Annotated in this window: 21 protein-coding genes; 10 read left to right on the top strand and 11 right to left on the bottom strand. The window is 60.4% G+C overall.

The features are described 5' to 3' along the window. Positions 1-26 precede the first annotated feature (26 nt). Genes ACQY47_RS15860 through ACQY47_RS15850 form a run of 3 tightly spaced genes read left to right on the top strand, consistent with a single transcriptional unit; the run spans position 27 to position 4824 of the window. Positions 27-992 carry an HlyD family secretion protein gene (locus tag ACQY47_RS15860; protein WP_428550155.1) on the top strand — a complete coding sequence of 322 codons (966 nt, stop codon included), beginning with the start codon at positions 27-29 and terminating at the stop codon, positions 990-992. Then, entirely contained in the window at positions 989-3706 is a 2718-nt protein-coding gene (gene rbbA / locus ACQY47_RS15855; protein ID WP_017135263.1) for a ribosome-associated ATPase/putative transporter RbbA, read from the top strand. Before ACQY47_RS15860 ends, rbbA begins: the two co-directional genes overlap by 4 nt. After that, positions 3706-4824 (top strand): ABC transporter permease, encoded by a 1119-nt coding sequence (locus tag ACQY47_RS15850; protein ID WP_017135262.1) that lies wholly within the window; start codon positions 3706-3708, stop codon positions 4822-4824. The genes rbbA and ACQY47_RS15850 overlap by 1 nt, the downstream gene beginning before the upstream one ends. 97 nt (positions 4825-4921) lie before the next feature. Here ACQY47_RS15850 and ACQY47_RS15845 read toward each other — a convergent pair whose 3' ends face one another. Beyond that, positions 4922-5329, bottom strand: coding sequence for a flagellar basal body-associated protein FliL (locus tag ACQY47_RS15845; RefSeq protein ID WP_428550151.1), 408 nt, complete (start codon positions 5327-5329; stop codon positions 4922-4924). Positions 5330-5479: 150 nt separating this feature from the next. Between ACQY47_RS15845 and ACQY47_RS15840 the strand changes: the two genes are divergently transcribed. Both ACQY47_RS15840 and glpT read left to right on the top strand, forming a co-directional pair. Then, complete coding sequence (locus ACQY47_RS15840) at positions 5480-6457, top strand: NADPH:quinone oxidoreductase family protein (RefSeq protein ID WP_017135260.1); 978 nt, start codon at positions 5480-5482, stop codon at positions 6455-6457. A 281-nt stretch (positions 6458-6738) separates the two neighbouring features. Continuing rightward, positions 6739-8076 (top strand): glycerol-3-phosphate transporter, encoded by a 1338-nt coding sequence (gene glpT, locus ACQY47_RS15835; RefSeq protein WP_017135259.1) that lies wholly within the window; start codon positions 6739-6741, stop codon positions 8074-8076. Here the strand turns inward: glpT and ACQY47_RS15830 are convergent. Then, positions 8073-8726: a gamma-glutamylcyclotransferase gene (locus ACQY47_RS15830; protein WP_017135258.1), complete on the bottom strand. Its 654-nt coding sequence runs from the start codon at positions 8724-8726 to the stop codon at positions 8073-8075. The two genes, glpT and ACQY47_RS15830, sit on opposite strands and share 4 nt — an antisense overlap. Positions 8727-8752: 26 nt before the next feature. Next, positions 8753-11134, bottom strand: a complete 2382-nt coding sequence (locus ACQY47_RS15825) for a TonB-dependent receptor plug domain-containing protein (protein ID WP_138453202.1) — start codon at positions 11132-11134, stop codon at positions 8753-8755. Positions 11135-11435: 301 nt separating this feature from the next. Between ACQY47_RS15825 and ACQY47_RS15820 the strand changes: the two genes are divergently transcribed. Next, complete coding sequence (locus tag ACQY47_RS15820) at positions 11436-11912, top strand: hypothetical protein (RefSeq protein ID WP_017135256.1); 477 nt, start codon at positions 11436-11438, stop codon at positions 11910-11912. Positions 11913-12035: 123 nt separating this feature from the next. On the opposite strand, the gene ACQY47_RS15815 is transcribed toward ACQY47_RS15820, so the two are convergent. From ACQY47_RS15815 to ACQY47_RS15790, 6 genes are all read right to left on the bottom strand, one after another. Next, positions 12036-13004, bottom strand: coding sequence for a CDP-6-deoxy-delta-3,4-glucoseen reductase (locus ACQY47_RS15815; protein ID WP_056860765.1), 969 nt, complete (start codon positions 13002-13004; stop codon positions 12036-12038). Beyond that, complete coding sequence (gene ubiD, locus ACQY47_RS15810; RefSeq protein WP_069787108.1) at positions 13004-14470, bottom strand: 4-hydroxy-3-polyprenylbenzoate decarboxylase; 1467 nt, start codon at positions 14468-14470, stop codon at positions 13004-13006. The genes ACQY47_RS15815 and ubiD overlap by 1 nt, the downstream gene beginning before the upstream one ends. A gap of 59 nt (positions 14471-14529) precedes the next feature. Next, complete coding sequence (locus tag ACQY47_RS15805) at positions 14530-16533, bottom strand: acyltransferase family protein (RefSeq protein WP_177033781.1); 2004 nt, start codon at positions 16531-16533, stop codon at positions 14530-14532. A 155-nt stretch (positions 16534-16688) separates the two neighbouring features. Next, on the bottom strand, positions 16689-17948 hold the full coding sequence (rho, locus tag ACQY47_RS15800; protein ID WP_003176825.1) for a transcription termination factor Rho: 1260 nt from the start codon (positions 17946-17948) through the stop codon (positions 16689-16691). 235 nt (positions 17949-18183) lie between these two features. Further along, positions 18184-18513: a thioredoxin TrxA gene (gene trxA, locus ACQY47_RS15795; protein WP_003213989.1), complete on the bottom strand. Its 330-nt coding sequence runs from the start codon at positions 18511-18513 to the stop codon at positions 18184-18186. A gap of 120 nt (positions 18514-18633) precedes the next feature. Beyond that, positions 18634-19329 carry a FadR/GntR family transcriptional regulator gene (locus tag ACQY47_RS15790; RefSeq protein ID WP_017135252.1) on the bottom strand — a complete coding sequence of 232 codons (696 nt, stop codon included), beginning with the start codon at positions 19327-19329 and terminating at the stop codon, positions 18634-18636. Positions 19330-19585: 256 nt separating this feature from the next. Between ACQY47_RS15790 and ACQY47_RS15785 the strand changes: the two genes are divergently transcribed. Genes ACQY47_RS15785 through ACQY47_RS15770 form a run of 4 tightly spaced genes read left to right on the top strand, consistent with a single transcriptional unit; the run spans position 19586 to position 22425 of the window. Beyond that, positions 19586-20371 (top strand): transporter substrate-binding domain-containing protein, encoded by a 786-nt coding sequence (locus ACQY47_RS15785; protein WP_017135251.1) that lies wholly within the window; start codon positions 19586-19588, stop codon positions 20369-20371. A gap of 14 nt (positions 20372-20385) precedes the next feature. Beyond that, the gene (locus ACQY47_RS15780; RefSeq protein ID WP_428550138.1) at positions 20386-21054 is read left to right on the top strand and encodes an amino acid ABC transporter permease; all 669 of its coding nucleotides are present in this window, start codon (positions 20386-20388) and stop codon (positions 21052-21054) included. Continuing rightward, positions 21051-21701 (top strand): amino acid ABC transporter permease, encoded by a 651-nt coding sequence (locus ACQY47_RS15775; protein ID WP_017135249.1) that lies wholly within the window; start codon positions 21051-21053, stop codon positions 21699-21701. Before ACQY47_RS15780 ends, ACQY47_RS15775 begins: the two co-directional genes overlap by 4 nt. Then, entirely contained in the window at positions 21688-22425 is a 738-nt protein-coding gene (locus ACQY47_RS15770; protein WP_428550135.1) for an amino acid ABC transporter ATP-binding protein, read from the top strand. Before ACQY47_RS15775 ends, ACQY47_RS15770 begins: the two co-directional genes overlap by 14 nt. Here ACQY47_RS15770 and ACQY47_RS15765 read toward each other — a convergent pair. Beyond that, positions 22397-22948 (bottom strand): hypothetical protein, encoded by a 552-nt coding sequence (locus ACQY47_RS15765; protein ID WP_428550132.1) that lies wholly within the window; start codon positions 22946-22948, stop codon positions 22397-22399. The two genes, ACQY47_RS15770 and ACQY47_RS15765, sit on opposite strands and share 29 nt — an antisense overlap. Continuing rightward, on the bottom strand, positions 22932-25376 hold the full coding sequence (locus tag ACQY47_RS15760; protein ID WP_428550129.1) for a fimbria/pilus outer membrane usher protein: 2445 nt from the start codon (positions 25374-25376) through the stop codon (positions 22932-22934). Before ACQY47_RS15760 ends, ACQY47_RS15765 begins: the two co-directional genes overlap by 17 nt. Positions 25377-25408 lie beyond the last annotated feature (32 nt).

Below are 25408 nucleotides of genomic sequence, written 5' to 3'. Positions count from 1 at the left end.
GGATGCTAATGCCGCAGGATGCCGTCATGTCTACGAATCACACTATGTCGCGCCTTTTCGCCGTTGCGCTCATCACTTTGTTGCTGGGTGCCGGCGGCTTCGGTTATTGGCGATCGACTCAGGACCGCCTGCCCGAAGGCCTGAGCATGGGCAATGGCCGCCTGGAATCCACCGAAGTGCAGATCGCCGCCAAGATCCCCGGGCGCCTGGCCGAAGTGCGCGTAGATGAAGGCGACAAGGTGCTCAAAGGTCAATTACTCGCACGCATGGACACCCGCACCCTTGAAGCTCAGCGCACCCAGGCCGAAGCCGAAGTGCTGCGCGCCAAGGAAAACTTCGCCGCCGCCGAGGCCAACGTACAACTGCGCCAAAGCGAACAATTGCTGGCCCATCAGGAACTCAAGCGCACCCAGGAGCTGTACAAGCGCGGCTTTGCCAGCAGCCAGTTGATCGACCAGCAGCAAGCACGCCAGAACACCGGCAATGCGGCCGTGATCGCAGCGCAGGCTCAGGTCAACGCGGTGAAAGCGGCCATCGGCGCGGCGCAGGCCCAAGTGGCCCAGCTCACCAGCGAAATCGACGACAGCAGCCTGCGCGCGCCCATCGACGGCATCATTCAATTGCGCCTGGCCGAACCGGGTGAAGTGCTCGGCGCAGGCGGCAGAGTGTTACTGCTGATTGACCCGAATGATCAATACATGAACCTGTACCTGCCCGCCTCCGTCACCGGCCGCCTGACCGTTGGCAGCGACGCACGCATCCTGCTCGACGCCCTGCCCCAGCAGCCGCTGCCGGCAAAAATCAGCTTTGTTGCAGCCAAATCGCAATTCACCCCAAAAGAGGTTGAGACCCGCGACGAACGCCAAAAACTGGTGTTCCGCGTCAAGCTGCGCCTGACCCAACCCAGCGCCGTACCACAGGCCAAACCGGGCATGCCTGGCGCGGGTTATGTGCGCACGGGGGATATCGACTGGCCGGCCAACCTGCAATGACCGACCTGGCGCTGCACGCCACCGGCATCCAACACCGTTACGGCAAGCAACAGGCGCTGATCGACATTGCCTTCAGCCTGCCGGCGGGCACCCGTTGCGGGTTGATCGGCCCGGATGGCGCGGGCAAGTCAAGTTTGCTGGGGCTGATCGCCGGGGTCAAAAAACTTCAGGCTGGCCAGCTTGAGGTGCTCGGCGGCTCCATCGAAGATCGCCGCCATCGCAATAGCCTGTACCCGCGCATCGCCTTTATGCCCCAAGGCCTGGGCGGCAACCTTTACCCTGAGTTGTCCATCAGCGAGAACATCCGTTTCTTCGCCACGCTGTTCGGTTTGTCCAAAGCCGATTGCGAGCAACGCATGCACAACCTGCTGCTGGCCACCGACCTCGCACGCTTCGCCGAGCGCCCGGCCGGGAAGTTGTCCGGCGGCATGAAGCAGAAGCTCGGCCTGTGCTGCGCGCTGATCCACGACCCTGATTTGTTGATCCTCGACGAACCCACCACGGGCGTCGACCCACTGTCGCGCCGGCGTTTCTGGGAGCTGGTCGACACCGTGCGCAGCGAGCGCCCACAGCTGACGCTGCTGGTAGCCACCGCCTACATGGAAGAGGCCGAGCAGTTCGAACATTGCCTGATGCTCGATCGCGGCAAGCTGATCGCCGACGGCCTGAGCCGCGAACTGGCAGCCGTTACACCCAGCGGCAAACTGGATGAGGCTTTTACTCATTTCCAGGGTGACAGCGCCCACAACAACCAGCCGCTGGTGATCCCGCCGCGCGAAAGTGGCAACACTGATATCGCCATCGAAGCCCACGACCTGACGCTGCGCTTTGGGGATTTTACGGCGGTGAACAAGGTCAGCTTTGCGATTGGTCGCGGCGAGATCTTCGGCTTTCTCGGTTCCAACGGCTGCGGCAAGACGACCACCATGAAAGTTCTCACCGGGCTGATGCCGGCCACCGAAGGCAGCGCCACGCTGCTGGGTAACCCGGTGAATGCCAAGGATTTGGCCACTCGCAAGCGCGTGGGCTTTATGTCGCAAAGCTTTTCGCTGTACGGCGAACTCAGCGTGCGCCAGAACCTGGTGCTGCATGCGCAACTGTTCGACTTGCCCAAGGCCGACAGCGGCCCGCGTATCGACGAGCTGATCCAGCGCTTCGACCTCGGTGAAGTGGCCGAGCAACCCTCCGGCGAGTTGCCCCTGGGCCTGCGCCAGCGCTTGTCACTGGCGGTGGCGGTGCTGCATCGCCCGGAAGTGCTGATTCTCGATGAGCCGACCTCGGGCGTAGACCCCGCGGCGCGGGATGATTTCTGGCGGCTATTGGTTGAGTTGTCCCGCGAGCAAGGCGTGACGATCTTTCTGTCCACCCACTTTATGAACGAGGCCCAGCGCTGCGACCGCATCTCGCTGATGCACGCGGGCAAAGTGCTGGCCTGCGACACCCCCGACGCGTTGCAGCAGCAATTCCACGGCGACACATTGGAGGCTGCGTTCGTCACCTGCCTGGAACAGGCCCAAGGCGAAGCCGAACCTGCCGCACCGAACAAAACTGTCAGCGAAAGCAGCACGCCGCCCGTCAGCAAACGCGGCTTCAGCATCGCCCGCCTGCTGGCCGTGGCCAGTCGCGAAGGCAAAGAGCTGTTGCGCGACAAAGTGCGCATGGCCTTCGCCCTGCTCGGTGCGATGTTCATGATGGTGATCTTCGGTTACGGCATTTCCCTGGACGTGGAAAACCTTGCCTTCGCCGTCTACGACCAGGACCAGACTCCGCAAAGTCGCGCCTACCTGGAAGCCTTCCGCAGCTCGCGCTACTTCGCCGAACAAGCCCCCATCCGCGATGCCAACGAACTGCACCGGCGCCTGCAACGTTCAGAAATCAAACTGGCGCTGGAAATTCCACCCGGTTTTGGCCGCGACCTGTACGCCGGCCGCCAACCCACCGTGGCTGCGTGGATCGATGGCGGCATGCCGTTTCGCGCCGAAACCAGCCGTAACTACGTCGAAGCGGTGCACCAAGGCAATCTCCAGCAACTGGCCGAACTGAGCAGCCTGCCCGGCAGCACACAAGCCGCCGCCAAGCTGGAAACACGCTTTCGCTACAACCAGGATGTAGTCAGTGTGAACGCCATCGGCCCTGGCGTGATGGCGCTGATCCTGGCGTTTATCCCGGCAATGCTCACCGCGTTGGGCATCGTGCGTGAAAAGGAGCTGGGGTCGATCACCAACTTCTACGCCACGCCGCTGACGCGCCTGGAGTTCCTGTTGGGCAAACAGGCGCCGTATCTGGCCGTTAGCCTGGTGAACCTGGCACTGCTGGTGGCGATGAACCGCTGGCTGTTCGGCGTGCCATTCAAGGGCAGCGGCGTGGCGCTGGCGGTAGGCGGCCTGTTGTATGTACTCGCAACGACGAGCATGGGTCTGCTGATTTCCGCGTTCACCCGCACCCAGATCGCGGCGATCCTCGGCACCATGATCATCACCAGCCTGCCGACCATCCAGTTCTCCGGGCTGATCGTACCGCGCTCGTCCCTGGAAGGCGCGGCCGCGCTGATGGGCACGTTATTCCCCGCCGGGCACTTTCTGGATATCGCAGTGGGCACCTTCACCAAGGCCCTGGACCTGCGCCAGTTGTGGCCGCAATGCCTGGCGCTGTTCGGGTTTTTCGTCGGGTTCACTGGGCTGAGCCTGATCATGCTCAAAAAGCAGGAGGCCTGATGCACAAGCTCGCTCATATCCTGCGCCTGGGCTTCAAGGAATTGACCAGCCTGCGTCACGACAGCGTGTTGCTGCTGTTTTTGTTCTACGCCTTCACTGTCGCGATCTACATGCCCGCCGCTGGCTCGGTCATTGGTGTGCACAACGCCAGCGTGGCGTTTGTTGATGAGGACCACAGCGCGCTGTCGCGGCAAATGGCCGAGGCGCTGCAGCCGCCCGAGTTTCAACCGCCTGCACCACTGGACTACGACCAATTGGACAAGGTCATGGACAGCGGCGAGTACACCTTCGTGATCAATGTGCCAGCCAACTTCCAGGCCGACCTGTTGGCCGGGCGCCAGCCGGGTGTGCAGGTGAACGTCGATGCCACAGCGATGAGCCAGGCATTTATGGGCGCAGGCTATATCGGCCGGATTTTCCAGCGTGAGTTGCAAAGCTACGGCGGGCAAACCGACGCGGCTGGCAAGACGCCTGCGCGGCTGACCACACGGGCGTTGTTCAACACCAACCTGGAAGGCGGCTGGTTTTTGGCGGTGATCCAGATCGTCAATAACATCACCATCCTGGCCATTGTGCTCACCGGCACAGCGCTGCTGCGCGAGCGTGAGCACGGCACGCTCGACCATTTGCTGGTGCTGCCGCTGACCGCGCTGGAAATCATGCTGGCAAAAATCTGGAGCAACATGCTGGTGGTGGTGCTGTGTACGTGGCTGTCGCTGGAGCTGGTAGTCAAAGGCTTGCTCGGTGTGCCGCTGGCCGGGTCCCTGAGCCTGTTTTTGCTGGTGACGGCGCTGTACCTGTTTGCGAGTACGGCACTGGGGATCTTCCTCGCCACCCTTGCGCGTTCGACGCCTCAGTTTGGCTTGCTGGCGATTCCGGTGATTATTCCGATGCTGCTTCTGTCTGGCGGCAGTACGCCATTGGACAGCATGCCCGAGTGGTTGCAATGGGTGATGCAGGGCTCACCGTCGACGCACTTTGTGAGTTTGAGCGCGGCCATACTGTTTCGTGATGCGGGCGTGGGTGTGGTGTGGCCGGATTTGCTGGCGTTGGTGGGGATTGGGTTGGTGTTTTTTGCGGTGGCGTTGGCCAGGTTTCGTAAAAGCCTGGCTTCCTGAAGCGTCTGTACTGGCGCCATCGCGGGCAAGCCCGCTCCCACCCCTGGAATGCATTCACCTGTGGGAGCGGGCTTGCCCGCGATAGTCGCGCAGCGACTTACTGGATGATCAAGTTGTTGAACAACAGGTCTTCCACCACCGGCTTGCCGGTCTCGTCATTCATGACTTGCTGGGTTTGCTTCAGGGCTTCCTGGCGCAGCTTTTCTTTGCCTTCGACCGTGCTCATGGCTTCGTTGGTCTGCTGGGTAAACAGCGCCACCAGTTGGTTACGAATCAACGGGTCGTTGGCTTTGACGGCCGCAGCCGCTTCAGGCCCGGTCACGCGCAGGGCGATATCGGCCTTGTAGACCCGCAGTTTTGCCGTGCCATCCAGGCCGTAATTGCCCACAAAGGGTGGGGTCAGGCTGATATAGCTGACCTTCGGCGCCTCGCCTTCTTTCGCTTCTTCGGCCTGGGCTGCCAACGGCAAGGTCAGGGCGAGCATCAACAGGATCCACGTTTTCACAGTTCATTCCTCGAATTCGGTTGCCGGGTAGCATAACGCTAGCAAGGCTGAGTACAAGCTTATGGCGACTTATCAGGGCCAGGCATGCTCGTTGACCCACGGGCGTACCCTCCTACACTTATCGGCCACGACGCCAAAAGGAATAGTCCGATGAAAGCTGTGCTGTGCAAAGCCTTCGGCCCCGCCGAAACCCTGGTGCTGGAAGAGATCGCCAGCCCCGCGATCAAGAAGAACGAAATCCTGCTGGACGTGCACGCGGCCGGGGTGAATTTCCCGGACACCTTGATCATCGAGGGCAAGTACCAGTTCAAGCCGCCCTTCCCGTTCTCGCCGGGTGGCGAAGCGGCCGGCGTGGTCAGCGAAGTGGGTGAAAAGGTCAGCCACCTCAACGTCGGCGACCGGGTCATGGCCCTGACCGGTTGGGGCAGCTTTGCCGAGCAGGTCGCGGTGCCGGGCTATAACGTGCTGCCGATCCCGCCGAGCATGGATTTCACCACTGCCGCCGCCTTCAGCATGACCTACGGCACCTCGATGCATGCACTGAAACAACGCGCCAACCTGCAACCTGGCGAAACCCTGCTGGTGCTCGGCGCTTCCGGCGGCGTGGGCCTGGCGGCGGTGGAAATCGGCAAAGCCATGGGCGCCCGGGTGATTGCCGCCGCCAGCAGCGCCGACAAACTCGCCGTGGCCAAGGCGGCCGGTGCGGATGAGCTGATCAACTACAGCGAAGCCAGCCTCAAAGACGAGATCAAGCGCCTGACCGACGGCAATGGTGTCGATGTGATCTACGACCCCGTCGGCGGCGACCTGTTTGACCAGGCCGTGCGTGGCATTGCCTGGAACGGACGCCTGCTGGTGGTGGGCTTTGCCAGCGGGCGCATTCCCGAACTGCCGGTAAACCTGGCGCTGCTCAAGGGTGCATCGGTGGTTGGGGTGTTCTGGGGCTCGTTCGCCCAGCGCCAGCCGCAGGACAATGCGGCGAACTTCCAGCAGTTGTTCACCTGGTATGGCGAGGGCAAGTTGAAGCCGTTGGTGTCGCAGACTTACCCGCTTGAGCAGGCTGCGCAGGCGATCAATGACCTGGGGCAACGCAGGGCTGTGGGAAAGGTTGTCGTCCAGACCCGCTGAATGCGGTCCATGTGGGAGCTGGCTTGCCTGCGATAGCGGTGGGTCAGCTCACACAGCTGCAATTGATAGACCGCAATCGCAGGCAAGCCAGCTCCCACAGTTGATCTCTTTAGGTCTTAAGACCTGATACCGACCCACTCTTATCTATTAGCGACATGTTCGTAAGAGAACATGCAATCGCTCCAATTTCCTGTGTTTGCAGATAAGAGGCGATGCTATTTTCGGTAACGAAACTGTAACATTCGCATCCGCAGTCAAAACAAGAAATTTGGAGCTCTTGAATGTTTGCTTTCTTTCGTCCTGCCGCACACCAGGCGCCCCTGCCTGAAGAAAAAATAGACAGTACCTATCGACGGCTGCGCTGGCAGATCTTCGCCGGTATTTTCTTCGGTTACGCGGGCTACTACCTGCTGCGCAAAAACTTCTCGCTGGCCATGCCGTACCTGATCGACGAGGGTTACACCCGTGGCGAGCTGGGCCTGGCAATGTCAGCCATCGCGATTGCCTACGGCTTGTCCAAGTTCCTGATGGGCCTGGTGTCCGACCGCTCCAACCCACGCTACTTCCTGCCCTTTGGCCTGTTGATATCGGCCGGTGTGATGTTCATTTTCGGTTTCGCACCTTGGGCGACGTCCAGCGTAACCATGATGTTCATTTTGCTGTTCATCAACGGCTGGGCACAGGGCATGGGCTGGCCGCCGAGTGGGCGCACCATGGTGCACTGGTGGTCGCAGAAAGAACGCGGCGGCGTGGTGTCGGTGTGGAACGTGGCGCATAACGTCGGCGGTGGCCTGATCGGCCCGCTGTTCCTGCTGGGTATGGCGTGGTTCAACGACTGGCACGCAGCGTTCTATGTGCCGGCGACCGTGGCATTGGCCGTGGCGGCATTTGCCTTCATCACCATGCGCGACACCCCGCAATCGGTCGGCCTGCCGCCCATCGAGCAGTACAAGAACGACTACCCGGAAGGCTACAACGCCAGCCACGAAGACGAGTTCAGCGCCAAGGAAATCTTCGTCAAGTACGTGCTGCGCAACAAAATGCTGTGGTACATCGCCTTCGCCAACGTGTTCGTCTACCTGCTGCGCTACGGCGTACTGGACTGGGCACCGACCTACCTCAAAGAAGCCAAGCACTTCGACGTGGATAAAACCTCGTGGGCGTACTTCTTCTACGAGTGGGCGGGCATTCCAGGCACGCTGCTGTGCGGCTGGATGTCGGACAAGATCTTCCGTGGCAACCGTGGACTGACCGGCATCGTGTTCATGGCGTTGGTCACCGTGGCGACCCTGGTTTACTGGCTCAACCCGCCAGGCAACCCAATGGTCGACATGATTGCGCTGTTCTCCATCGGCTTCCTGATCTACGGCCCGGTGATGCTGATCGGCCTGCAGGCGCTGGAACTGGCGCCGAAGAAAGCCGCGGGCACCGCTGCTGGTTTCACGGGCTTGTTCGGCTACCTGGGTGGTTCGGTGGCAGCGAGTGCAGCCATGGGCTACACCGTGGACCATTTCGGCTGGGACGGTGGGTTTGTGTTGCTGGTGGGCGCATGCCTGTTGGCGATCGCGTTCCTGATCCCGACGCTGTGGCACACCAACAGCGTCAGCGCGGCGCGTTAATTCCCGCCGCAGTCTTTGGCACAACGCTTGAGCCGCGCCTCCAGGTTTTTATCTGGCATGGCGTGGCTACGCAGGGCGTTCACGGTCTGCTCGACATAATCGCGAGTGGTGCCGTAACGCCCGCAAGCGCTTTCCAACACGTGGTTAAGCACGATATCCGGCAGGTTGCCAGCATAGCTGGGCAAGTGCCGCTCCAACACAAACCCCAGCGCCTGCACTTGGCTGCCATCTTCCAGGCGGCAGCTGAGCCAGTGCGGTCGGTACGACGGGTAAGGCATCTCGCGCTGCCACAAGGCATAAAGCGAGGCCTCAAGCTGGTCTTCCGGCAAGCGGTAGGCAAACCCGCTGCAAGAACCGCCGCGATCCAGGCCGAACACCAACCCCGGCGACTCCGGCGTGCCTCGATGCTCATGTGACCACAGGTACAAACCCCGGTGATAACCGTGAACCCGTGCGCGCATGCGCTGGGTCGACGAGCATTCGGGACGCCAGATCAGCGAACCATAAGCGAATAGCCAGACCGGCCCGCCCTTATGCCTGGCCATGGTGGCCTGCATCGAACTCATTAATTGCTCGTGAGTCAGTTGCGGCCCCAGATCGAGCCGCGGAGGGTAAGCCAATTGCAACAGATCGGTTTCAATAACGGTCATGGCGGATCGCTTAGGTCCCCTGCGTGTTACCAGTTGTAAGCAACTTTACCGTAATAAAACGCGCCGCTGTAACCGTACGGCGAAAAAGTGCTGTAGGCGAGGTTGCCGCCGCTGCTGGCGTAGGCATTGACCTTCTCCGGGTATTTATCGGTGATGTTGTCGCCGCCCAACGTGAAGGTCCAGTTCTTCAACTTATAGTCTGCCGACAGGTCCAGCACCCAGGCGGCCTTGAAGGTCTGGTCGTTGACCTTGTCGGCCTGGTAGCTGGTGAATTCCCCATAGCGCACCAGGTTGCTGTGCAGCGCCCAACGACCGTAGGTGAAGTCGTTGCCCAGGCTGAGCTTGTGCTGCGGCGTGGTATCGCCCAGCAAACCAATGCGCTCACGGCGGTCTACCCGCACCAGGTTGGCGCCCAGGCTGTCCAGAATCGCCGGGTTGGGCTTCACGTCGGTGACTTTGGTGTGGTTGTAGTTGTAGCCCACGGTGCTGTTCCAGCGGATGCCGTTATCGAACGGGTAGCGATAGTTGGCGACCAGGTCGACACCGTCGGTGCTGGTGTCGGTGGCGTTGGTGAAGTAGCGGGCGCTGGTGTAGTTGATGTTGCCGACGCCATTGGCTTGCAGGTAGGCGATAGTCGCCGGGTTGAGATTGAGGTTGGATGACAAGCTGATGCGGTCGCGGATGTCGATGCGGTACACATCGAGCGTCACGGTCAGGTCATCGGCCGGCTCCAGCACCAGGCCAAGACTGTAATTGCGCGACTTCTCGGCCTTCAGGTCTTCGGCGCCCAACAGGCGGGCGACCTGGCTGTTGGCCGGGAAGGTGCCAGCTTCCTGAATGGTGTTGCCGATCAGCTGTGACGAGGTGTAGGCAAAGTTCTGCTGGGCCAGGGATGGCGCACGGAAACCATTGGAAATGCTGCCACGCAAGGCGACGTGCGGGGTGAAGTCATAACGCGCCGACAGCGAGCCGCTGACGTTGGAGCCGAAGTCGCTGTAGTCCTCATGACGTACGGCGGCTGAGGCGCTGAGTTTTTCGGTGAAGTTGGTTTCCAGGTCCAGATACTGAGCCCAGTTGTGCCGCGAGGTGCTACCGGCGTCGGCATCACGGAACCCACCCAGGCCCGAACTGCCGGTCTGGTAGTAGGACGCCGGCTCGCCCGCTTCAATTTGATAACCCTGGCGCAGGTATTCGCCGCCAAAAGCCAACGACACCGGGTACGGCAAAAAGCCCACGTCGAACTCACGGGACAGGTCCAGGCTGACCTGGCGCTGATCGTTGCTCAAGGTACCGTTGTTAAATTTGCGCGGAGTGACCAGGCCGAGTGAGGTGTTGATGGTTTCGGTGCCCAGTTCGTACTGGTTCTTGCCATAGTTGGCCGACAGGTCGTAATGCCAATCGTAGGCCAGCAAGCCGCGCAGGCCGACCACCAAGGACGTGTCTTCAAGATTGCCCTTGATCAGCGGCAGGTAGCCATTGGGGTTGAGCGCCGGGATGTTGTTGGACGCGTTGCTCGCCCGATAGAACGCCGCCGTTTCGCCACGACGCTTGCTGTAACCGCCGAAGGTGTAGAACTCGGCTGCATCGTTGAAGGAATATTCGGAGTTGAACTGGAATTTGCCTTCATTGGTGGCCGGCTCTCCCTGACGGAACACGCGCTGGCCATAGGTGGTGGAACCCACGCTGCCAGGGCGGAAATCGTCGCCGGCGCGGTTGGTGTAGTCGTTGTCGGCGCCTTCGCCCGAAACGTTGATAAAGCCGTTTTGGCCCAAGGCAAACCCGGTGTTGCCGCTGACGTTGCGCTGGATGCCGTCACCCTTCTTGTACTCGCCAAATTTGGTCGAGACAGAGCCGCCGTGGTCGTCGTGCTTGAGGATCACGTTGATCACCCCGGCAATCGCGTCCGAGCCATAGCGCGCCGACGCGCCGTCGCGCAGCACTTCGATATGGTCGACCGCCGACAGCGGGATCGCATTCAAATCCGCTGGCGCCGAACCGCGCCCCACGGCCCCGCCCAGGTTGACGAAAGCACTGGTGTGGCGGCGTTTACCGTTGACCAGCACCAACACCTGATCCGGCGACAAACCGCGCAACTGCGCCGGGCGTACCAGTTCGGCACCGTCCACCAGACTGGGGCGCGGGAAGTTGATGGAAGGAATCAGACGCGCCAACACCGCGCCCAGCTCATCGGAGCCGGTGCTGCGCAATGTGTCACCGGAAATGACATCGATGGGCGACAACGAAGCACTGGCGGTGCGCTCTTGGGCACGGGTGCCGGTGACGATCACGGTGTCGAGTTTTGGTGCATCGGCGGCTGTTGCGTCCGCCCAGACCGGATTGAATCCCACAGCAGTCAGCAAATTGGCCGACAAAATAGCTGTGTACGCATGTTTCTTGTAACTCCCCATACCGCTCCCCTGCCATTCAAGCCCGGCAATCAAAAAATCAAAGCTTCAATGCTCTGAGTTCACACGATCGGTCCGGCTGGCGGGCGGTAGCGGTCAGTTACTGGTTATTGACGATAAGGCGGTAGTCCGTTGTCTTATAGCTTAATGAGATTATTCCTACATCTAAAATACCTTAATTGCATAAGCATAGGCGGCCGTGTTTTCAGCGCTGGTTCAGGTCATGCCCAACATAAGCCGCCAAACTGCAGATGTTTAGCGACCCACATTAGCCGCTTCTTCAAACGACTATCGAGGTCGAACCATGAAATACCTTTTTTCCGGTCTGCTGCTTTTGCTGCAAACCACCACTGCTCTGGCTTCCGAGGCCGCCGCCAATGACGACAAAGGTTTCTGGTACGCCCAGACCAGTGTCTACACCAAGCATTTTTCGCCGGACCCAAAGCACAACAACAATCAGGACTTGATCAACCTGGAACGTAACGAGGCGTCGGGGTTGGTGTATGGCGGGGCGACGTTTCGCAACTCGTTCAGCCAGCGCTCGTATTACGTCTACGCCGGCAAGCGTTACGATATTGGCGACTCACCGTTTTATATGAAGGTGACCGCGGGCGCGCTACAGGGCTATCGCGGTAAGTACCGCGACAAAATCCCGCTCAACCGTTATGGCGTTGCACCGGCGATCATTCCGTCTGTGGGGGTTCACTTCGGCCCGGTGGCCAGTGAGTTGGTGTTACTGGGGTTCAATGCGGCGATGCTGACGGCAGGCGTGCGTTTCTAGGAACGCCGCCTACCGATGTGGGAGCTGGCTTGCCTGCGATAGCGGCGGGTCAGCTAACACACCTGCAACTGATACACCGCTATCGCAGGCAAGCCAGCTCCCACACTGGTTCAGCTCAAGGCTTCAAGGGCGTGGCGCGTAGGCAAACACATCGGCGCGCATCTGGTGTGCATCCATGCCGGCGTCGACCAATGCGTCCAGCGTGCCGTAGATCATCGCCGGTGAACCACTGGCGTAAACGTGCACCGCCTTGAGGTCGCTGATGTCTTCACACACGGCCTCATGCAGCAGCCCGCAGCGCCCTTCCCAACCGCACAGGTCGCTGACCACTTTGTGCAGGAACAGGTTGGGCAGTTGCTGCCATTGCTCCCAGTGTTCGATTTCGTAGAAGTCTTCCGGGCGGCGCACGCCCCAATACAGGTGCACAGGGTGCTTGAAGCCCGAGGCGCGGCAATGTTCGATCAGGCTGTGCATCTGCGCCATGCCGGTGCCGGCAGCGATCAACACCAGCGGTCCGTCCGGCAGTTCGGCCAAGTGAGTATCACCAAACGGCAGTTCAACACGGGCCATCTGGTTACGCTGCAACTGCTCGATCAAATTGCGCGCACTGTCCTCGCGAACCAACACATGCAGTTCCAGCTCGCGCCCGGCATGGGGCGCCGAGGCCAGGGAAAACGCCGATTTATCGCCGTTGTCACGCTCGATCATCAGGTATTGCCCGGCGTGGTAACGCACCGCCTTCCCGGCCGGCGCACGCAAGCGCACGCGCCATACATCGCCACCGACGTCCACGCACTCACTCAATTGGCACGACAACTTGCGCAACGGCAACTCTCCCGGCGCCAGCACGCCATCCCACAACACAATGCAATCTTCCAACGGCTCGGCGATGCAGGTGTAGAACTCACCATGGTCGCGCACCTCACCGGCTTGCTGCACCCGGCCTTCCACCAGCAGCGCGGCGCACACATGGCACACGCCATTGCGACACGCCTGTGGGCATTCGTAGCCCAGGCGACGCGCGCCTTCAAGGATTCGCTCACCAGGGACCAGCTCCAGTACGGCGCCGGAAGGTTGCAGGGTTACACGCATCAATCTATTCCCAATTCTTTCCAGATCGCATCAACACGTGCGGTCACAGCGTCATCCTTGACGATCACCCGACCCCACTCGCGGGTGGTCTCACCCGGCCATTTGTGGGTGGCATCCAGGCCCATCTTCGAGCCCAGGCCCGATACCGGCGAAGCAAAGTCGAGGTAGTCGATCGGCGTGTTATCGATCATCACCGTGTCGCGCTTGGGGTCCATGCGCGTGGTGATGGCCCAGATCACGTCGTTCCAGTCCCGGGCATTGATGTCGTCGTCAGTGACGATAACGAACTTGGTGTACATGAACTGTCGCAAAAACGACCACACACCGAGCATTACCCGCTTGGCATGGCCTGGGTACGACTTCTTCATGGTCACGATGGCCATGCGGTACGAGCAGCCCTCGGGCGGCAGGTAGAAGTCGGTAATTTCCGGGAACTGCTTTTGCAGGATCGGCACGAACACTTCGTTGAGCGCCACACCAAGGATGGCCGGCTCATCCGGCGGACGGCCGGTGTAGGTGCTGTGGTAGATCGGTTTGATGCGGTGGGTGATGCGCTCGACGGTGAACACCGGGAAGCTGTCGACTTCGTTGTAGTAGCCGGTGTGGTCACCGTAAGGGCCTTCATCGGCCATTTCGCCCGGATGAATCACGCCTTCGAGGATGATTTCGGCGGTGGCCGGCACTTGCAGGTCATTGCCACGGCACTTCACCAGCTCGGTGCGGTTGCCGCGCAGCAGGCCGGCGAAGGCATATTCGGACAGGCTGTCAGGCACCGGCGTCACGGCGCCGAGGATGGTCGCCGGGTCGGCGCCCAGGGCCACGGACACGGGGAACGGCTTGCCTGGGTGCTTTTCGCACCACTCACGGAAGTCCAGCGCGCCGCCACGGTGGCTCAGCCAGCGCATGATCACCTTATTGCGGCCGATCACTTGCTGACGGTAGATCCCCAGGTTCTGGCGATCCTTGTTCGGGCCTTTGGTGACGGTCAGGCCCCAGGTGATCAGCGGGCCGACATCGCCCGGCCAGCAGGTCTGCACCGGCAACATGGCCAGGTCGACGTCATCGCCTTCGATGACCACTTCCTGGCACACCGCGTCCTTGACCACTTTGGGCGCCATGGCAATGATCTTGCGAAAGATCGGCAGCTTCGACCAGGCGTCCTTGAGGCCCTTAGGTGGCTCGGGCTCCTTGAGGAAGGCCAGCAACTTGCCGATCTCGCGCAGCTCGCTGACCGACTCGGCGCCCATGCCAAACGCAACACGGTCGGGCGTGCCGAACAGGTTGCCGAGCACCGGAATATCAAAGCCGGTCGGGTTTTCGAACAGCAGCGCCGGGCCCTTGTTGCGCAAGGTACGGTCGCAAATCTCAGTCATTTCCAGCACCGGGGAAATCGGCACCTGGATACGTTTCAACTCTCCGCGCTGCTCAAGTTGCTGCACGAAATCCCGAAGATCCTTGAATTTCATTAACCATGCCACCCGTAAAATAGGCGTACATCCTACCTGCTCTTAAGAGCGCTGGCAGCTTATTGCACGTCATTGCGACTCACACCCGACTCAACGGACTCATTACGCATGGTGTGGAAGAAGGGCTCAAGGAACCCTTCCACATAACGCGTGCCTACGGCCGAGAGGTGGTTGTCATCGGTATACAGCGACTGGCCATCGCGCTCGACCCGGCACCAGCCATTCGTCTCGCACAGCTTGGGCGCGGGGTCCATGAGTTGCACACCGGGGTCTGCCGCGGCGATGCGCTCAAAAACGCTGCTGATATAGGCCTGGCGCTCGACGTGCTCGGCCAGGGGCAAGCCTTCGCGGTCGGTCGGGCGTCCCAGCATCGCCAGGCGGCTGAGCCGGTAAGGCACGTTGAAAGCCTGCAGCGGTACCTCCTTGACCAGCCACACCCTGTGCCCGCTGGCACGCAGTTGCTGCACCAGCGCACTCACACCCTCGGCAAACAGTCGTTCAGCGACGGCGCGGTCGTACTTGCCCGTTTGCGGGTCATGAAGGGAAGCGCCGGTGTCGCCGGAGCGCTGGCCATAAACGTAAAGGCTCCAGCGGGCTACCAGCACCACATCACTGAACTGTTCCTTGCTCAACAACTGGGTGACACGCTCGTTGAACGCTCGGCAGCCTGGGGTGTTTTCTTTGCGGTCGAACGGCAGGCACCCGGCGTAACCGGCCTGAGTGATGCCGAAGTCGTACTTGCGCGAGCCGTCGTTCAACGCCGGGATGAGTGCCGAGGCATGGCTGTCGCCCCAGACCAATGCGCGGGCAGCACTCGCCTGCGGGCCAAAATGGCAAAGTTTGCGGTTCGGGTCTTTCTTGTCATCCGACAGGCACTTAATCAGCGTGGGGCTCCAGGTATACGCTTGGGCAAACTGTAGTGCCTGGGGCGACAGCCGCGATGCAAATCCATCCGACCACACCAGGCCTTTGCCGATCAGACCCAGCCCGGCGAGCCCGACCACGCCCGCGATCAGAATCGACCGACGACCCGCCAGCAGGCGCCGCTCACGAAACGGCCCCTCGACGAACCGCCAGGACACATAACCCAGCACCAGGCTCAAGACGAACAGACCCGCCAGCGCCCAGGAGGGCAGGCCAAAAATACTCGCGTACTTGCCAAACACCAGTACCGGCCAGTGCCACAGGTACCACGAATAGGAAATCAGCCCGATGCCCACCAGCACGCGACTGCCCAGCAAGCGCCCTACCCAGGTTGGGTGTTGGCCGTTAGCCCAAATCAACCCCACCACACCCAATACAGGCAACAAAGCCGCCGCCCCAGGGAACGCGGTGTTGGCGTCGTAGCCCAATACCGCCACCAGAATCAGGCCCAGGCTGAACAGACTCACAGCTTGCGCCAACAGGGGACTTGCGCGCCCTGCCCGCACTGGCATCACAGCCAGCATGGACCCGGCCAACAATTCCCAGGCACGCATGGGCAGCAGGAAGAAGGCTTTGTCCGGCTCATTGGCCACCGCCCACACGCTCGCCGCAAACGACACCAGCAGCAACACAAACAAGGCGCTGCGCCACTGCTTCAGCCAGCTCGACAACAGCGCCAGCAAGAGTGGGAAGGCAATGTAGAACTGCTCTTCAACCGACAGCGACCAGGTGTGCAACATCGGCTTCATGTCGGAGGCCGTGTCGAAATAGCCGTCCTGGCGCATGAAGAACAGATTGGAGATGAACACCACTTGGTTGTGTATCGAGCGTCCCAATTCCGAATAGTCTTTGGGCGCCATTAAGAACCAGCCAGCCACCAATGACGTAAACATCATGACCAGCAAAGCCGGCAGGATACGCCGTGCCCGTCGCGCCCAGAAATCGACGAAACTGAAACGCCCCGCTTCACGCTCGCGCCAGATGATCGAGGTAATCAGGAAACCTGAAATCACGAAGAACACATCAACGCCGACAAAACCGCCAGTAACGCCGGGAACCCCAAAATGGAACAAAACCACAGCCAGGACAGCAATGGCGCGCAGGCCATCAATGTCTCTTCGGTAAGCAAGAGCGGTCATAAATCGTAATCAGCCTGATACAAATTGAAGAGAGCGTAGGCGTACTCGCCATTTTTGTTTCTTTACTGACACTCTCGGCACACAAACCTCCCTGTTTGGCGCAAAAAAAATGGCACCCTTCAAGGGCACCATTTTCTCAGACCTGAACCGTAGTATTACTTACGCTTCATAGACAGGAAGAACTCGTCGTTGGTCTTGGTGGTTTTCAGCTTGTCGATGAGGAACTCGATGGCGGCTACTTCGTCCATCGGGTGCAGCAGCTTGCGCAGGATCCACATGCGCTGCAGTTCGTCGTCGGCGGTCAGCAACTCTTCACGGCGGGTGCCGGAGCGGTTGATGTTGATCGCAGGGAACACACGCTTTTCAGCGATACGACGGTCCAAAGGCAGTTCCATGTTACCGGTACCTTTAAACTCTTCGTAGATCACTTCATCCATCTTCGAGCCGGTTTCAACCAGCGCGGTGGCGATAATGGTCAGCGAGCCGCCTTCTTCGATGTTGCGCGCAGCACCGAAGAAACGCTTTGGTTTCTCCAGGGCGTGGGCATCGACACCACCGGTGAGTACCTTGCCGGAGCTTGGGATCACGGTGTTGTAGGCACGCGCCAGACGGGTGATGGAGTCGAGCAGGATCACCACGTCCTTCTTGTGTTCGACCAGGCGCTTGGCCTTCTCGATCACCATTTCGGCAACCTGCACGTGGCGGGTTGGCGGCTCATCGAACGTCGAGGCAACCACTTCGCCGCGCACGGTGCGCTGCATTTCGGTTACTTCTTCCGGGCGCTCATCGATCAGCAATACGATCAGGTGAACTTCCGGGTTGTTACGCGCGATGTTCGCTGCAATGTTCTGCAGCATGATGGTCTTACCGGCTTTCGGCGGTGCGACGATCAGGCCGCGCTGGCCTTTGCCGATCGGGGCGCACAGGTCGATGACACGACCGGTCAAGTCTTCGGTGGAGCCGTTACCGGCTTCCATCTTCATGCGCACGGTCGGGAACAGCGGCGTCAAGTTCTCGAAGAGAATCTTGTTCTTCGCGTTCTCAGGACGATCGAAGTTGATCGTGTCGACCTTGAGCAGGGCGAAATAACGCTCGCCTTCCTTCGGAGGACGGATCTTGCCGACGATGGTGTCACCGGTGCGCAAGTTAAAGCGACGGATCTGGCTCGGCGAGACGTAGATATCGTCTGGGCCGGCGAGATAGGAAGCGTCTGCAGAGCGGAGGAAGCCGAAGCCGTCCTGGAGAATCTCCAGCACGCCATCACCGGAGATTTCCTCGCCGCTTTTCGCGTGCTTTTTGAGCAGGGAGAAAATCACGTCCTGCTTGCGCGAACGGGCCATATTTTCTATGCCCATTTCTTCGGCCAATTGGAGCAGGTCGGTAATCGGCTTTTGCTTGAGTTCAGTCAGATTCATATAGGAATGACGTAATCATTTATGGAGGGGGGAAATTAAGCTTTTGGCTTAATGAGGCCGCGCCGCAGAGAAGGCGACAGGATCGCGTACTAATCGAAAAGGAATGCGTCGGCGACGGCTTGCAGGGGGCAGTGGAGAAACCAGTGCGGGGCCGAATGTACCACCTGAATTTCGGAGCGTCTAGCCCTGTTTCACGAAAAAGCCCCGCTATTTTGCGGGGCTTTTTTGACGACGCTTAGATGTTCGCGTCGAGGAAAGCTTGCAGCTGGGACTTCGACAGCGCGCCCACTTTAGTGGCTTCGACGTTGCCGTTCTTGAACAGCATCAGGGTCGGGATACCACGCACGCCGTGTTTGGCCGGGGTTTCCTGATTGTCGTCGATGTTCAGCTTGGCAATGGTCAGCTTGCCTTCGTAAGTGGTCGCAATGTCGTCCAGAACAGGGGCGATCATTTTGCAAGGGCCACACCATTCAGCCCAGTAGTCAACCAGTACCGGGCCTTGAGCCTTGAGTACTTCGGCCTCAAAGGTCGCGTCGGTGACGTGCTTGATAAGATCGTTGCTCATGGATGTCTCCGGATTGTAAGCAAAAAAAACGTGGCCCATCATAGCCGCCCTTCCCCCGTTCAGGAAGCCGCCTCTGATTGAGTCTTGCTATGGCGTTGCATGAGTTTGGGTATAGCCCACTCACGGCGTCACGGGAGTCACGAAGGCGATGCCCGTGCGCAATGCCGCATTGCGTACGTGTTCCTGCATGGTTTTCTGCGCCGCAGCACTGGCGCGCCTGGCCAGGGCACGCAGGATCTTGCGGTGCTCTTGCCAAGTCTCCATGGCCCGTTCCGGTCGGATGAACGGTAGCTTCTGGCTCTCCAGGAACACCTCGGCACTGGCACTCAGGATGCTCACCATCGCCTGGTTACCGCTGGCCAGCAGGATCCGCTGATGGAACTCGAAGTCCAGCCGGGCAGCGGCTTCGAAGTCGCCGGCCTTGAGCACTTTACGCATCGCCTCGACATTGTCTTGCAGGCTGTCCAGCTCATCGAGAGTCAACGTCACCGCCGCCAACCCCGCGGCGAACCCTTCCAGGGCGTAGCGCAACTGGAAGATATCCAGGGGCGTGGCCTGGGCAGCGAAGGGCCAGGCGAACCCCGGCGCTTCTTGCACCTCTTGCACAAACACGCCTTTACCCGGCTGCACACTCACCACGCCCAATGCACTTAAAGACGACAACGCCTCGCGCAACGATGCCCGACTCACGCCCAACTGTACCGCCAGGTCGCGCTGGGACGGCAACGCGTCACCCGCTGCAAAGCCCTGTTCCTTGATCAGTTTGCGGATGGCCTGCAGGGCCGCTTCCGGTACGGCTTGGGCGATGGAATTCATAGAAAACTCAAGGTTGCAGTCAACGGAGCGGCTAGTTGTAAAGCTATTCGAAGCCGGCGGCAAGCCGCGCCCCAAAGGGGCTCGCGGGGTTTTATCGGCGCTCGAAAAAGGTGCGAAAAACTCGCTCACTGTTCAGACCAGTAAGACCACCAGAACTCAACAAATACCAGCGTTCCAGGCCATTGGCGCCGTGATGGCATGGGCCGTGCAATGGCTCGAAACAGAATATTCCCGCGCCCTTCCCCGGAGAGTTGCCATGACCAAGCGCTACAGCGCCCTGCTCACTGCCCTGTTTGCCAGCCTGATGCTGAGCCAGGCGCCCGCCCATGCCAACGGTCTGGACGATATCGTCGCCCGTGGCACCCTCAAGGTTGCCGTGCCCCAAGACTTCCCGCCGTTCGGCTCGGTTGGCCCGGACATGAAACCCCGTGGCCTGGACGTCGACACCGCCAAGCTGCTGGCCGACCAGCTCAAGGTCAAGCTGGAACTGACCCCGGTGAACAGCACCAACCGTATCCCGTTTCTCACTACCGGCAAGGTCGACCTGGTGATTTCCAGCCTGGGCAAGAACGCCGAGCGCGAAAAGGTCATCGACTTCTCCAAGGCCTACGCGCCGTTCTACCTGGCCGTGTTCGGGCCGCCTGATGCGGCCATCCACACCACCGATGACCTCAAGGGCAAGACCATCAGCGTGACGCGCGGCGCCATCGAAGACATCGAGCTGACCGCCGTCGCGCCCAAGGAAGCCACGATCAAGCGTTTCGAAGACAACAACTCAACCATCGCCGCCTACCTGGCCGGCCAGGTCGACCTGATCGCCAGCGGCAACGTGGTGATGGTGGCGATCAGCGAGCGCAGTAATAAACGTGGGCTGGAGCTGAAAGTGAAACTCAAGGATTCGCCGGTGTACGTGGGCGTTAACAAGAACGAGCCGGCGCTGCTGGAGAAGGTCAACCAGATCCTGGTCGCGGCCAAAGCCGATGGCAGCCTGGAAAAGAACGCGATGCAGTGGCTTAAAGAGCCACTGCCTGCCGATCTTTGATGCGGAGCTGATTCATGGCGTATCAATTTGACTTTGTGCCGGTGCTGGCCAATACCGACCTGCTGCTACGCGGCGCGCTGTTCACCCTTGAGCTGACGGCTATCGGCGTGATCCTCGGCGTGGCCCTGGGCACCGTCGGCGCTGTGGTGCGGGCATGGAAGATCCAGCCGTTTTCCTGGGTCTTCGGGGTGTATGTCGAGTTGATCCGCAACACGCCGTTTCTGGTGCAGTTGTTTTTCATCTTCTTCGGCCTGCCATCCCTGGGGCTGAAAATCACCGAGTGGCAAGCCGCCGTACTGGCGATGGTGATCAACCTGGGGGCGTACTCCACCGAGATCATTCGCGCCGGCATCCAGGCGGTCCCAAGCGGGCAGCTGGAAGCCGCAGCGGCATTGGCGATGACGCGTTTCGAGGCGTTTCGCCATGTGGTGCTGTTGCCGGCACTGGGCAAGGTGTGGCCGGCCCTGAGCAGCCAGATCATCATCGTGATGCTCGGCTCGGCGGTGTGCTCGCAGATCGCCACCGAAGAGCTGAGCTTTGCCGCCAACTTTATCCAGTCACGCAACTTCCGCGCGTTTGAAACCTACGCACTGACCACCCTGGTGTACCTGTGCATGGCGCTGATGATTCGCCAGTTGCTCAACTGGATCGGCCGTCGCTACGTGATGAGGAACAGCCGATGAGTGATTTCTCCTTCTGGGACATCGTGCGCAACCTCGCCACCGGCTTGCAATGGACCTTGCTGCTGTCGCTGGTGGCGTTTGTCGGTGGCGGCGTTATCGGTTTACTGGTGATGACGATGCGCATCAGCCGCAAAGCCTTCCCGCGCAATCTCGCGCGCACCTATATCGAACTGTTCCAGGGCACGCCGCTGTTGATGCAGCTGTTCCTGGTGTTTTTTGGCATCGCGCTGCTGGGTGTGGATATCTCGCCCTGGCTGGCGGCGGCGATTGCCTTGACCCTGTTTACCAGTGCTTACCTGGCCGAGATCTGGCGCGGCTGCGTCGAGTCGATTGCCCACGGGCAATGGGAAGCCTCGGCCAGCCTGGCGCTTAACCCGCTTGAACAACTGCGCTACGTGATCCTGCCGCAAGCCCTGCGCATTGCCGTGGCGCCCACCGTGGGCTTCTCGGTGCAGGTGGTCAAAGGCACCGCCGTGACCTCGATCATCGGTTTTACCGAACTGACCAAAACCGGCGGCATGCTCGCCAACGCTACCTTCGAGCCCTTTATGGTCTACGGCCTGGTGGCGCTCGGCTACTTCCTGCTCTGCTACCCCTTGTCCCTCAGTGCGCGCTACCTGGAAAGGAGACTGCATGCCTCTGCTTAGAATTTCCGCCCTGCATAAGTATTACGGCGATCACCACGTACTCAAAGGCATCGACCTGACCGTTGAAGAAGGCCAGGTGGTGGCGATCATCGGCCGCAGTGGCTCGGGCAAGTCGACCTTGCTGCGTACCCTCAATGGCCTTGAATCGATCAACGACGGCGTAATTGAGGTCGACGGCGAATACCTCGACGCAGCGCGCGCCGACCTGCGCAGCCTGCGGCAGAAAGTCGGGATGGTGTTCCAGCAGTTCAACCTGTTCCCACACCTGACCGTGGGCGAGAACGTCATGCTCGCGCCACAAGTGGTGCAGAAAGTGCCCAAGGCCAAAGCCGCCCAGCTTGCCCGGCAGATGCTGGAGCGGGTGGGGCTGGGGGAAAAGTTTGATGCCTTCCCTGATCGTCTGTCCGGCGGCCAGCAGCAACGGGTCGCCATAGCCCGTGCGCTGGCCATGTCGCCCAAGGTGCTGCTGTGCGATGAAATTACCTCGGCACTGGACCCGGAGTTGGTCAATGAAGTGCTCAGTGTGGTGCGCCAATTGGCCAAGGACGGCATGACCCTGATCATGGTGACCCACGAAATGCGCTTTGCCCGGGAAGTCGGGGACAAGCTGGTGTTCATGCACCAGGGCAAGGTGCATGAAGTGGGCGACCCTAAGACGCTGTTCGCCAACCCCAGAACAGCAGAACTCGCCAACTTCATTGGCTCGGTGGAACAGCCGAGCTGAGCAGTTCGAAACTGCCCTGCCCCTCCAGGCGCATTTCGTCGCGCACGTGCATGTCACCTGCGGGCAGGTCGGTGTCGATATCGACTTGAGCGGTCAATCGCCGACCTATCATTGGCATTCCTGCGACTCGTGCCATCAACGTCTGGCCGGGCAGCAACTGCCCGCTGGCAGGCTCGCCGGGCAAATGCACAGCCACCCAACCGACAGCATGCCCATCCACCTGGGCATGTTTGAGGCTCAGGCGAAAAAGCCCTTGGCGGCCAAACCGAAAGCCCTGACCATCCGCTGCGACGCCGATAAAGCGCAACGTCATTTGCGCAGGTTCCGCGCACAGGACATTCAACTGCAAAGAACGGGTGCCAAGTGTCACGGCGGCTCTTTCAACAAGCGCCTCTGTGCGAATAGCGCCGTAGTCAATGCGCGGCTGGCTCACCGACAACCGGCAGTTCTCAGACCAGGCGTAAGGCGCTGTCAGCAGTGTGCACAGCAGCACCAAAGACAGGCTTTTAAGCGTCGCGGCCATGGCACACCGCCGAGGTAGTTTCATAGAACTTGTCATTGTTTGGCTTGGCCTCGAGGTTAAAGCGCAACAGGCAGGTGGAAGAGTCCGGCAACGAAACCCGCAGGTTTTGCACCTCGTCGACGTCGTTCAGGAAAATCATGCCCTCACCCGCAACACTGGTCAGGAAGCGATTGGCTTTGCCGAACACGGCGGCTCCCTGAGGCAAGGGCCGGCCCTGCTCATCATTCGCGGTGAGCAACACACGACGTACTTTCACCACATCGAAATTCACGGTGTTGAACGACCCACGGCCCGCAGCGAGCACCTGGGTGCCGTTTTTCAGGTCGACACGCTTGGGCAGCGACTGGGTCTGCACTTCGACTCGGCTGTTGGTGTAGGCCGGCAAACCTGCGATCACCGCTTGCCCGCTGTAGTCGGTCCACACCGGGCCTTGGGGTGTCTCGACTTTTGCAGCGCCTATGTCGCCTACCGAGACAATGCCGAACGTGTCCTGCACGGTATAAGGCGAGAAGGTCAACCCACCCTCGTGAGCCACTACGCCGCCCTGCAACTGTCCGGTGTAGCTGGTGCCGCGAGGGTCACGACTGACACCCAGCCCCACCTGGGTATAACGCGGCAACACGTCCACCTGCCCGCGAATCGATTGCTCCCGCACCCTGAGGTCGCGGTCGAATCCCACCTCATAGTTCACATACTCATTGACCCGATCCCTGAGTGCTGTACCCGTGGTAAAGCGGTCGCCGCGACGACTGGTGTAGCTCGTCACACGACGATCACCGCCCAGGGGAACGCTGACCTGCAACCGCAGCGACAGGTCGTTCTCCTGGGCACTGTCCCGTCGCCTGTCGGCAGACGGGGTGTCGCGGCCCGACCGGGTGCCGCCTACCTGCGAGTCCGCGATCAACGCAACCTCGGCGTGACTGAATGACTTATTCCACGAGGCCGACACATGTTCGCTCGTTCGCCCGTCAAATTGAGCACTGCGGGTAAAACCCGTTGAGAAAACGCCCAACGTGGGATCGGCCCAGTTGATGCTTGCCGTGTACTGGTTTTTGGAACGCGAACCCAGCTCATCGGCCCTGTATGACCGGCCGGCTTCAACAACCTCGCGATAACCGCGGGTTTGGGTAGTTGCGCTGAGGCTCACATCGATGCCGCCGGCTACCGGGCTGCTCACGGACACGCTGCTACGCACCCCGGACACTTGGTTTTTGCTGTCTCGAGACAGGTTTTGCCGCGTGCCCACGGAAACCCGCTGGAAAAATATGCTGCTCAGGGTGCCACCGGCCGCCCAGTAGTCATCGGTGCTCAACAAACCAAAGTCCGCAGACGAATCGCCCCCCAACCCCCAAGTGCCGCCGCCCATGGCGACCAACGGTGTCGGGCCTTCCTCAGTCGCGTTCTTGCGCAGCTTGCCGGCAGAAAAATAGTAACCAGGCACCGCTGGCACAGCCCCCGCGAACGAAGCGGCCGGCACTACGAAACTGCGCCTTGCGCCACGCACATCGATCACGCTGACTTGCAGGTCACTGGTGCCATTGAGCAATGGCAGGCCCGTCAGCCGAAAAGGCCCCTCGGGCACCAACGTGCTGTGGATCAATACGCCGGACTGACGCACTTCAATGCGTGACTGGCTCTGCGCAAGCCCTTCGACTACCGCATGGTTGCTGCTCGCAGGCGTGCGTGATTGGCCATCGGGGAAAAACTGCAGCCCGGATAACTGGACGCCATCAAACAGCGGATTATTACTGGAGATCTGGCCCACCTGGAAAGTCGATTGCAAAGCGGCCAGATCCCGCTGGGCATAGGCGTTCAGATGCTCGGTACGGACCTTGCCGTTGTCGGCCACATAAAACTGACGACTGCGCAAAATCCAGTCATCCAGGTTAAACCCTGCCTCGGTATAGGCTGAAACGAACCGACTGGACCCACTGCGCGAACGGCTGTCGAAACCCAGTACGTTGTAGTTGAATATCGCCGCCGAACCGCCTTTGGAGAAATGCCCGGCTTCCCACTGTGGGTCACGCAATGACTGGGTCGGAACCACCAGCGCCACCTCGTCAATGCCGGGACGCAACCTCACCATGGTGGTCGGGAACTCCCCGAAAAAGTCATGACAGGCCTGATCCGGGGTGAGGCCTTGCGCAATGAGCGTGCGCGGCTTTACCAAGCCGGCTTTATCCAGCAGTCCGGGCGTGAAACATAATCGGCCTTCATGATCGAACCGTGCGTCCACCAGCCCAAGCGGGTTTCCATTGACGCGCAACCCGACCACTTGGACGCCTTCGCGAAAACGCGCCGCGCCACGGAAGTAATCCGACACCTTTGGGTCGATACCGTGGGCCGTCAGCGCCGCAACGTCGAAACCTTCGCCAAGCTCCAGCGCAGAAACAAGACCGGGTGCCCCCCACAGCGTCGCAAACCCCATGAGCAGCGTCGGCGGGCAAAACAAAAAAGACG

Origin of the sequence: Pseudomonas edaphica (assembly GCF_965277385.1) — a bacterium.
GTDB classification, from domain to species: domain Bacteria; phylum Pseudomonadota; class Gammaproteobacteria; order Pseudomonadales; family Pseudomonadaceae; genus Aquipseudomonas; species Aquipseudomonas edaphica.
This window is presented reverse-complemented; position numbering and strand designations above follow the sequence as displayed.

Coding starts and splice junctions, on each gene's coding strand:
- ACQY47_RS15860 (WP_428550155.1), top strand. CDS start 27: ATGTCTACGAATCACACTATGTCGCGCCTTTTCGCCGTTGCGCTCATC.
- rbbA (WP_017135263.1), top strand. CDS start 989: ATGACCGACCTGGCGCTGCACGCCACCGGCATCCAACACCGTTACGGC.
- ACQY47_RS15850 (WP_017135262.1), top strand. CDS start 3,706: ATGCACAAGCTCGCTCATATCCTGCGCCTGGGCTTCAAGGAATTGACC.
- ACQY47_RS15840 (WP_017135260.1), top strand. CDS start 5,480: ATGAAAGCTGTGCTGTGCAAAGCCTTCGGCCCCGCCGAAACCCTGGTG.
- glpT (WP_017135259.1), top strand. CDS start 6,739: ATGTTTGCTTTCTTTCGTCCTGCCGCACACCAGGCGCCCCTGCCTGAA.
- ACQY47_RS15830 (WP_017135258.1), bottom strand. CDS start 8,726: ATGACCGTTATTGAAACCGATCTGTTGCAATTGGCTTACCCTCCGCGG.
- ACQY47_RS15825 (WP_138453202.1), bottom strand. CDS start 11,134: ATGGGGAGTTACAAGAAACATGCGTACACAGCTATTTTGTCGGCCAAT.
- ACQY47_RS15820 (WP_017135256.1), top strand. CDS start 11,436: ATGAAATACCTTTTTTCCGGTCTGCTGCTTTTGCTGCAAACCACCACT.
- ACQY47_RS15815 (WP_056860765.1), bottom strand. CDS start 13,004: ATGCGTGTAACCCTGCAACCTTCCGGCGCCGTACTGGAGCTGGTCCCT.
- ubiD (WP_069787108.1), bottom strand. CDS start 14,470: ATGAAATTCAAGGATCTTCGGGATTTCGTGCAGCAACTTGAGCAGCGC.
- ACQY47_RS15805 (WP_177033781.1), bottom strand. CDS start 16,533: ATGACCGCTCTTGCTTACCGAAGAGACATTGATGGCCTGCGCGCCATT.
- rho (WP_003176825.1), bottom strand. CDS start 17,948: ATGAATCTGACTGAACTCAAGCAAAAGCCGATTACCGACCTGCTCCAA.
- trxA (WP_003213989.1), bottom strand. CDS start 18,513: ATGAGCAACGATCTTATCAAGCACGTCACCGACGCGACCTTTGAGGCC.
- ACQY47_RS15790 (WP_017135252.1), bottom strand. CDS start 19,329: ATGAATTCCATCGCCCAAGCCGTACCGGAAGCGGCCCTGCAGGCCATC.
- ACQY47_RS15785 (WP_017135251.1), top strand. CDS start 19,586: ATGACCAAGCGCTACAGCGCCCTGCTCACTGCCCTGTTTGCCAGCCTG.
- ACQY47_RS15780 (WP_428550138.1), top strand. CDS start 20,386: ATGGCGTATCAATTTGACTTTGTGCCGGTGCTGGCCAATACCGACCTG.
- ACQY47_RS15775 (WP_017135249.1), top strand. CDS start 21,051: ATGAGTGATTTCTCCTTCTGGGACATCGTGCGCAACCTCGCCACCGGC.
- ACQY47_RS15770 (WP_428550135.1), top strand. CDS start 21,688: ATGCCTCTGCTTAGAATTTCCGCCCTGCATAAGTATTACGGCGATCAC.
- ACQY47_RS15765 (WP_428550132.1), bottom strand. CDS start 22,948: ATGGCCGCGACGCTTAAAAGCCTGTCTTTGGTGCTGCTGTGCACACTG.
- ACQY47_RS15760 (WP_428550129.1), bottom strand. CDS start 25,376: ATGGGGTTTGCGACGCTGTGGGGGGCACCCGGTCTTGTTTCTGCGCTG.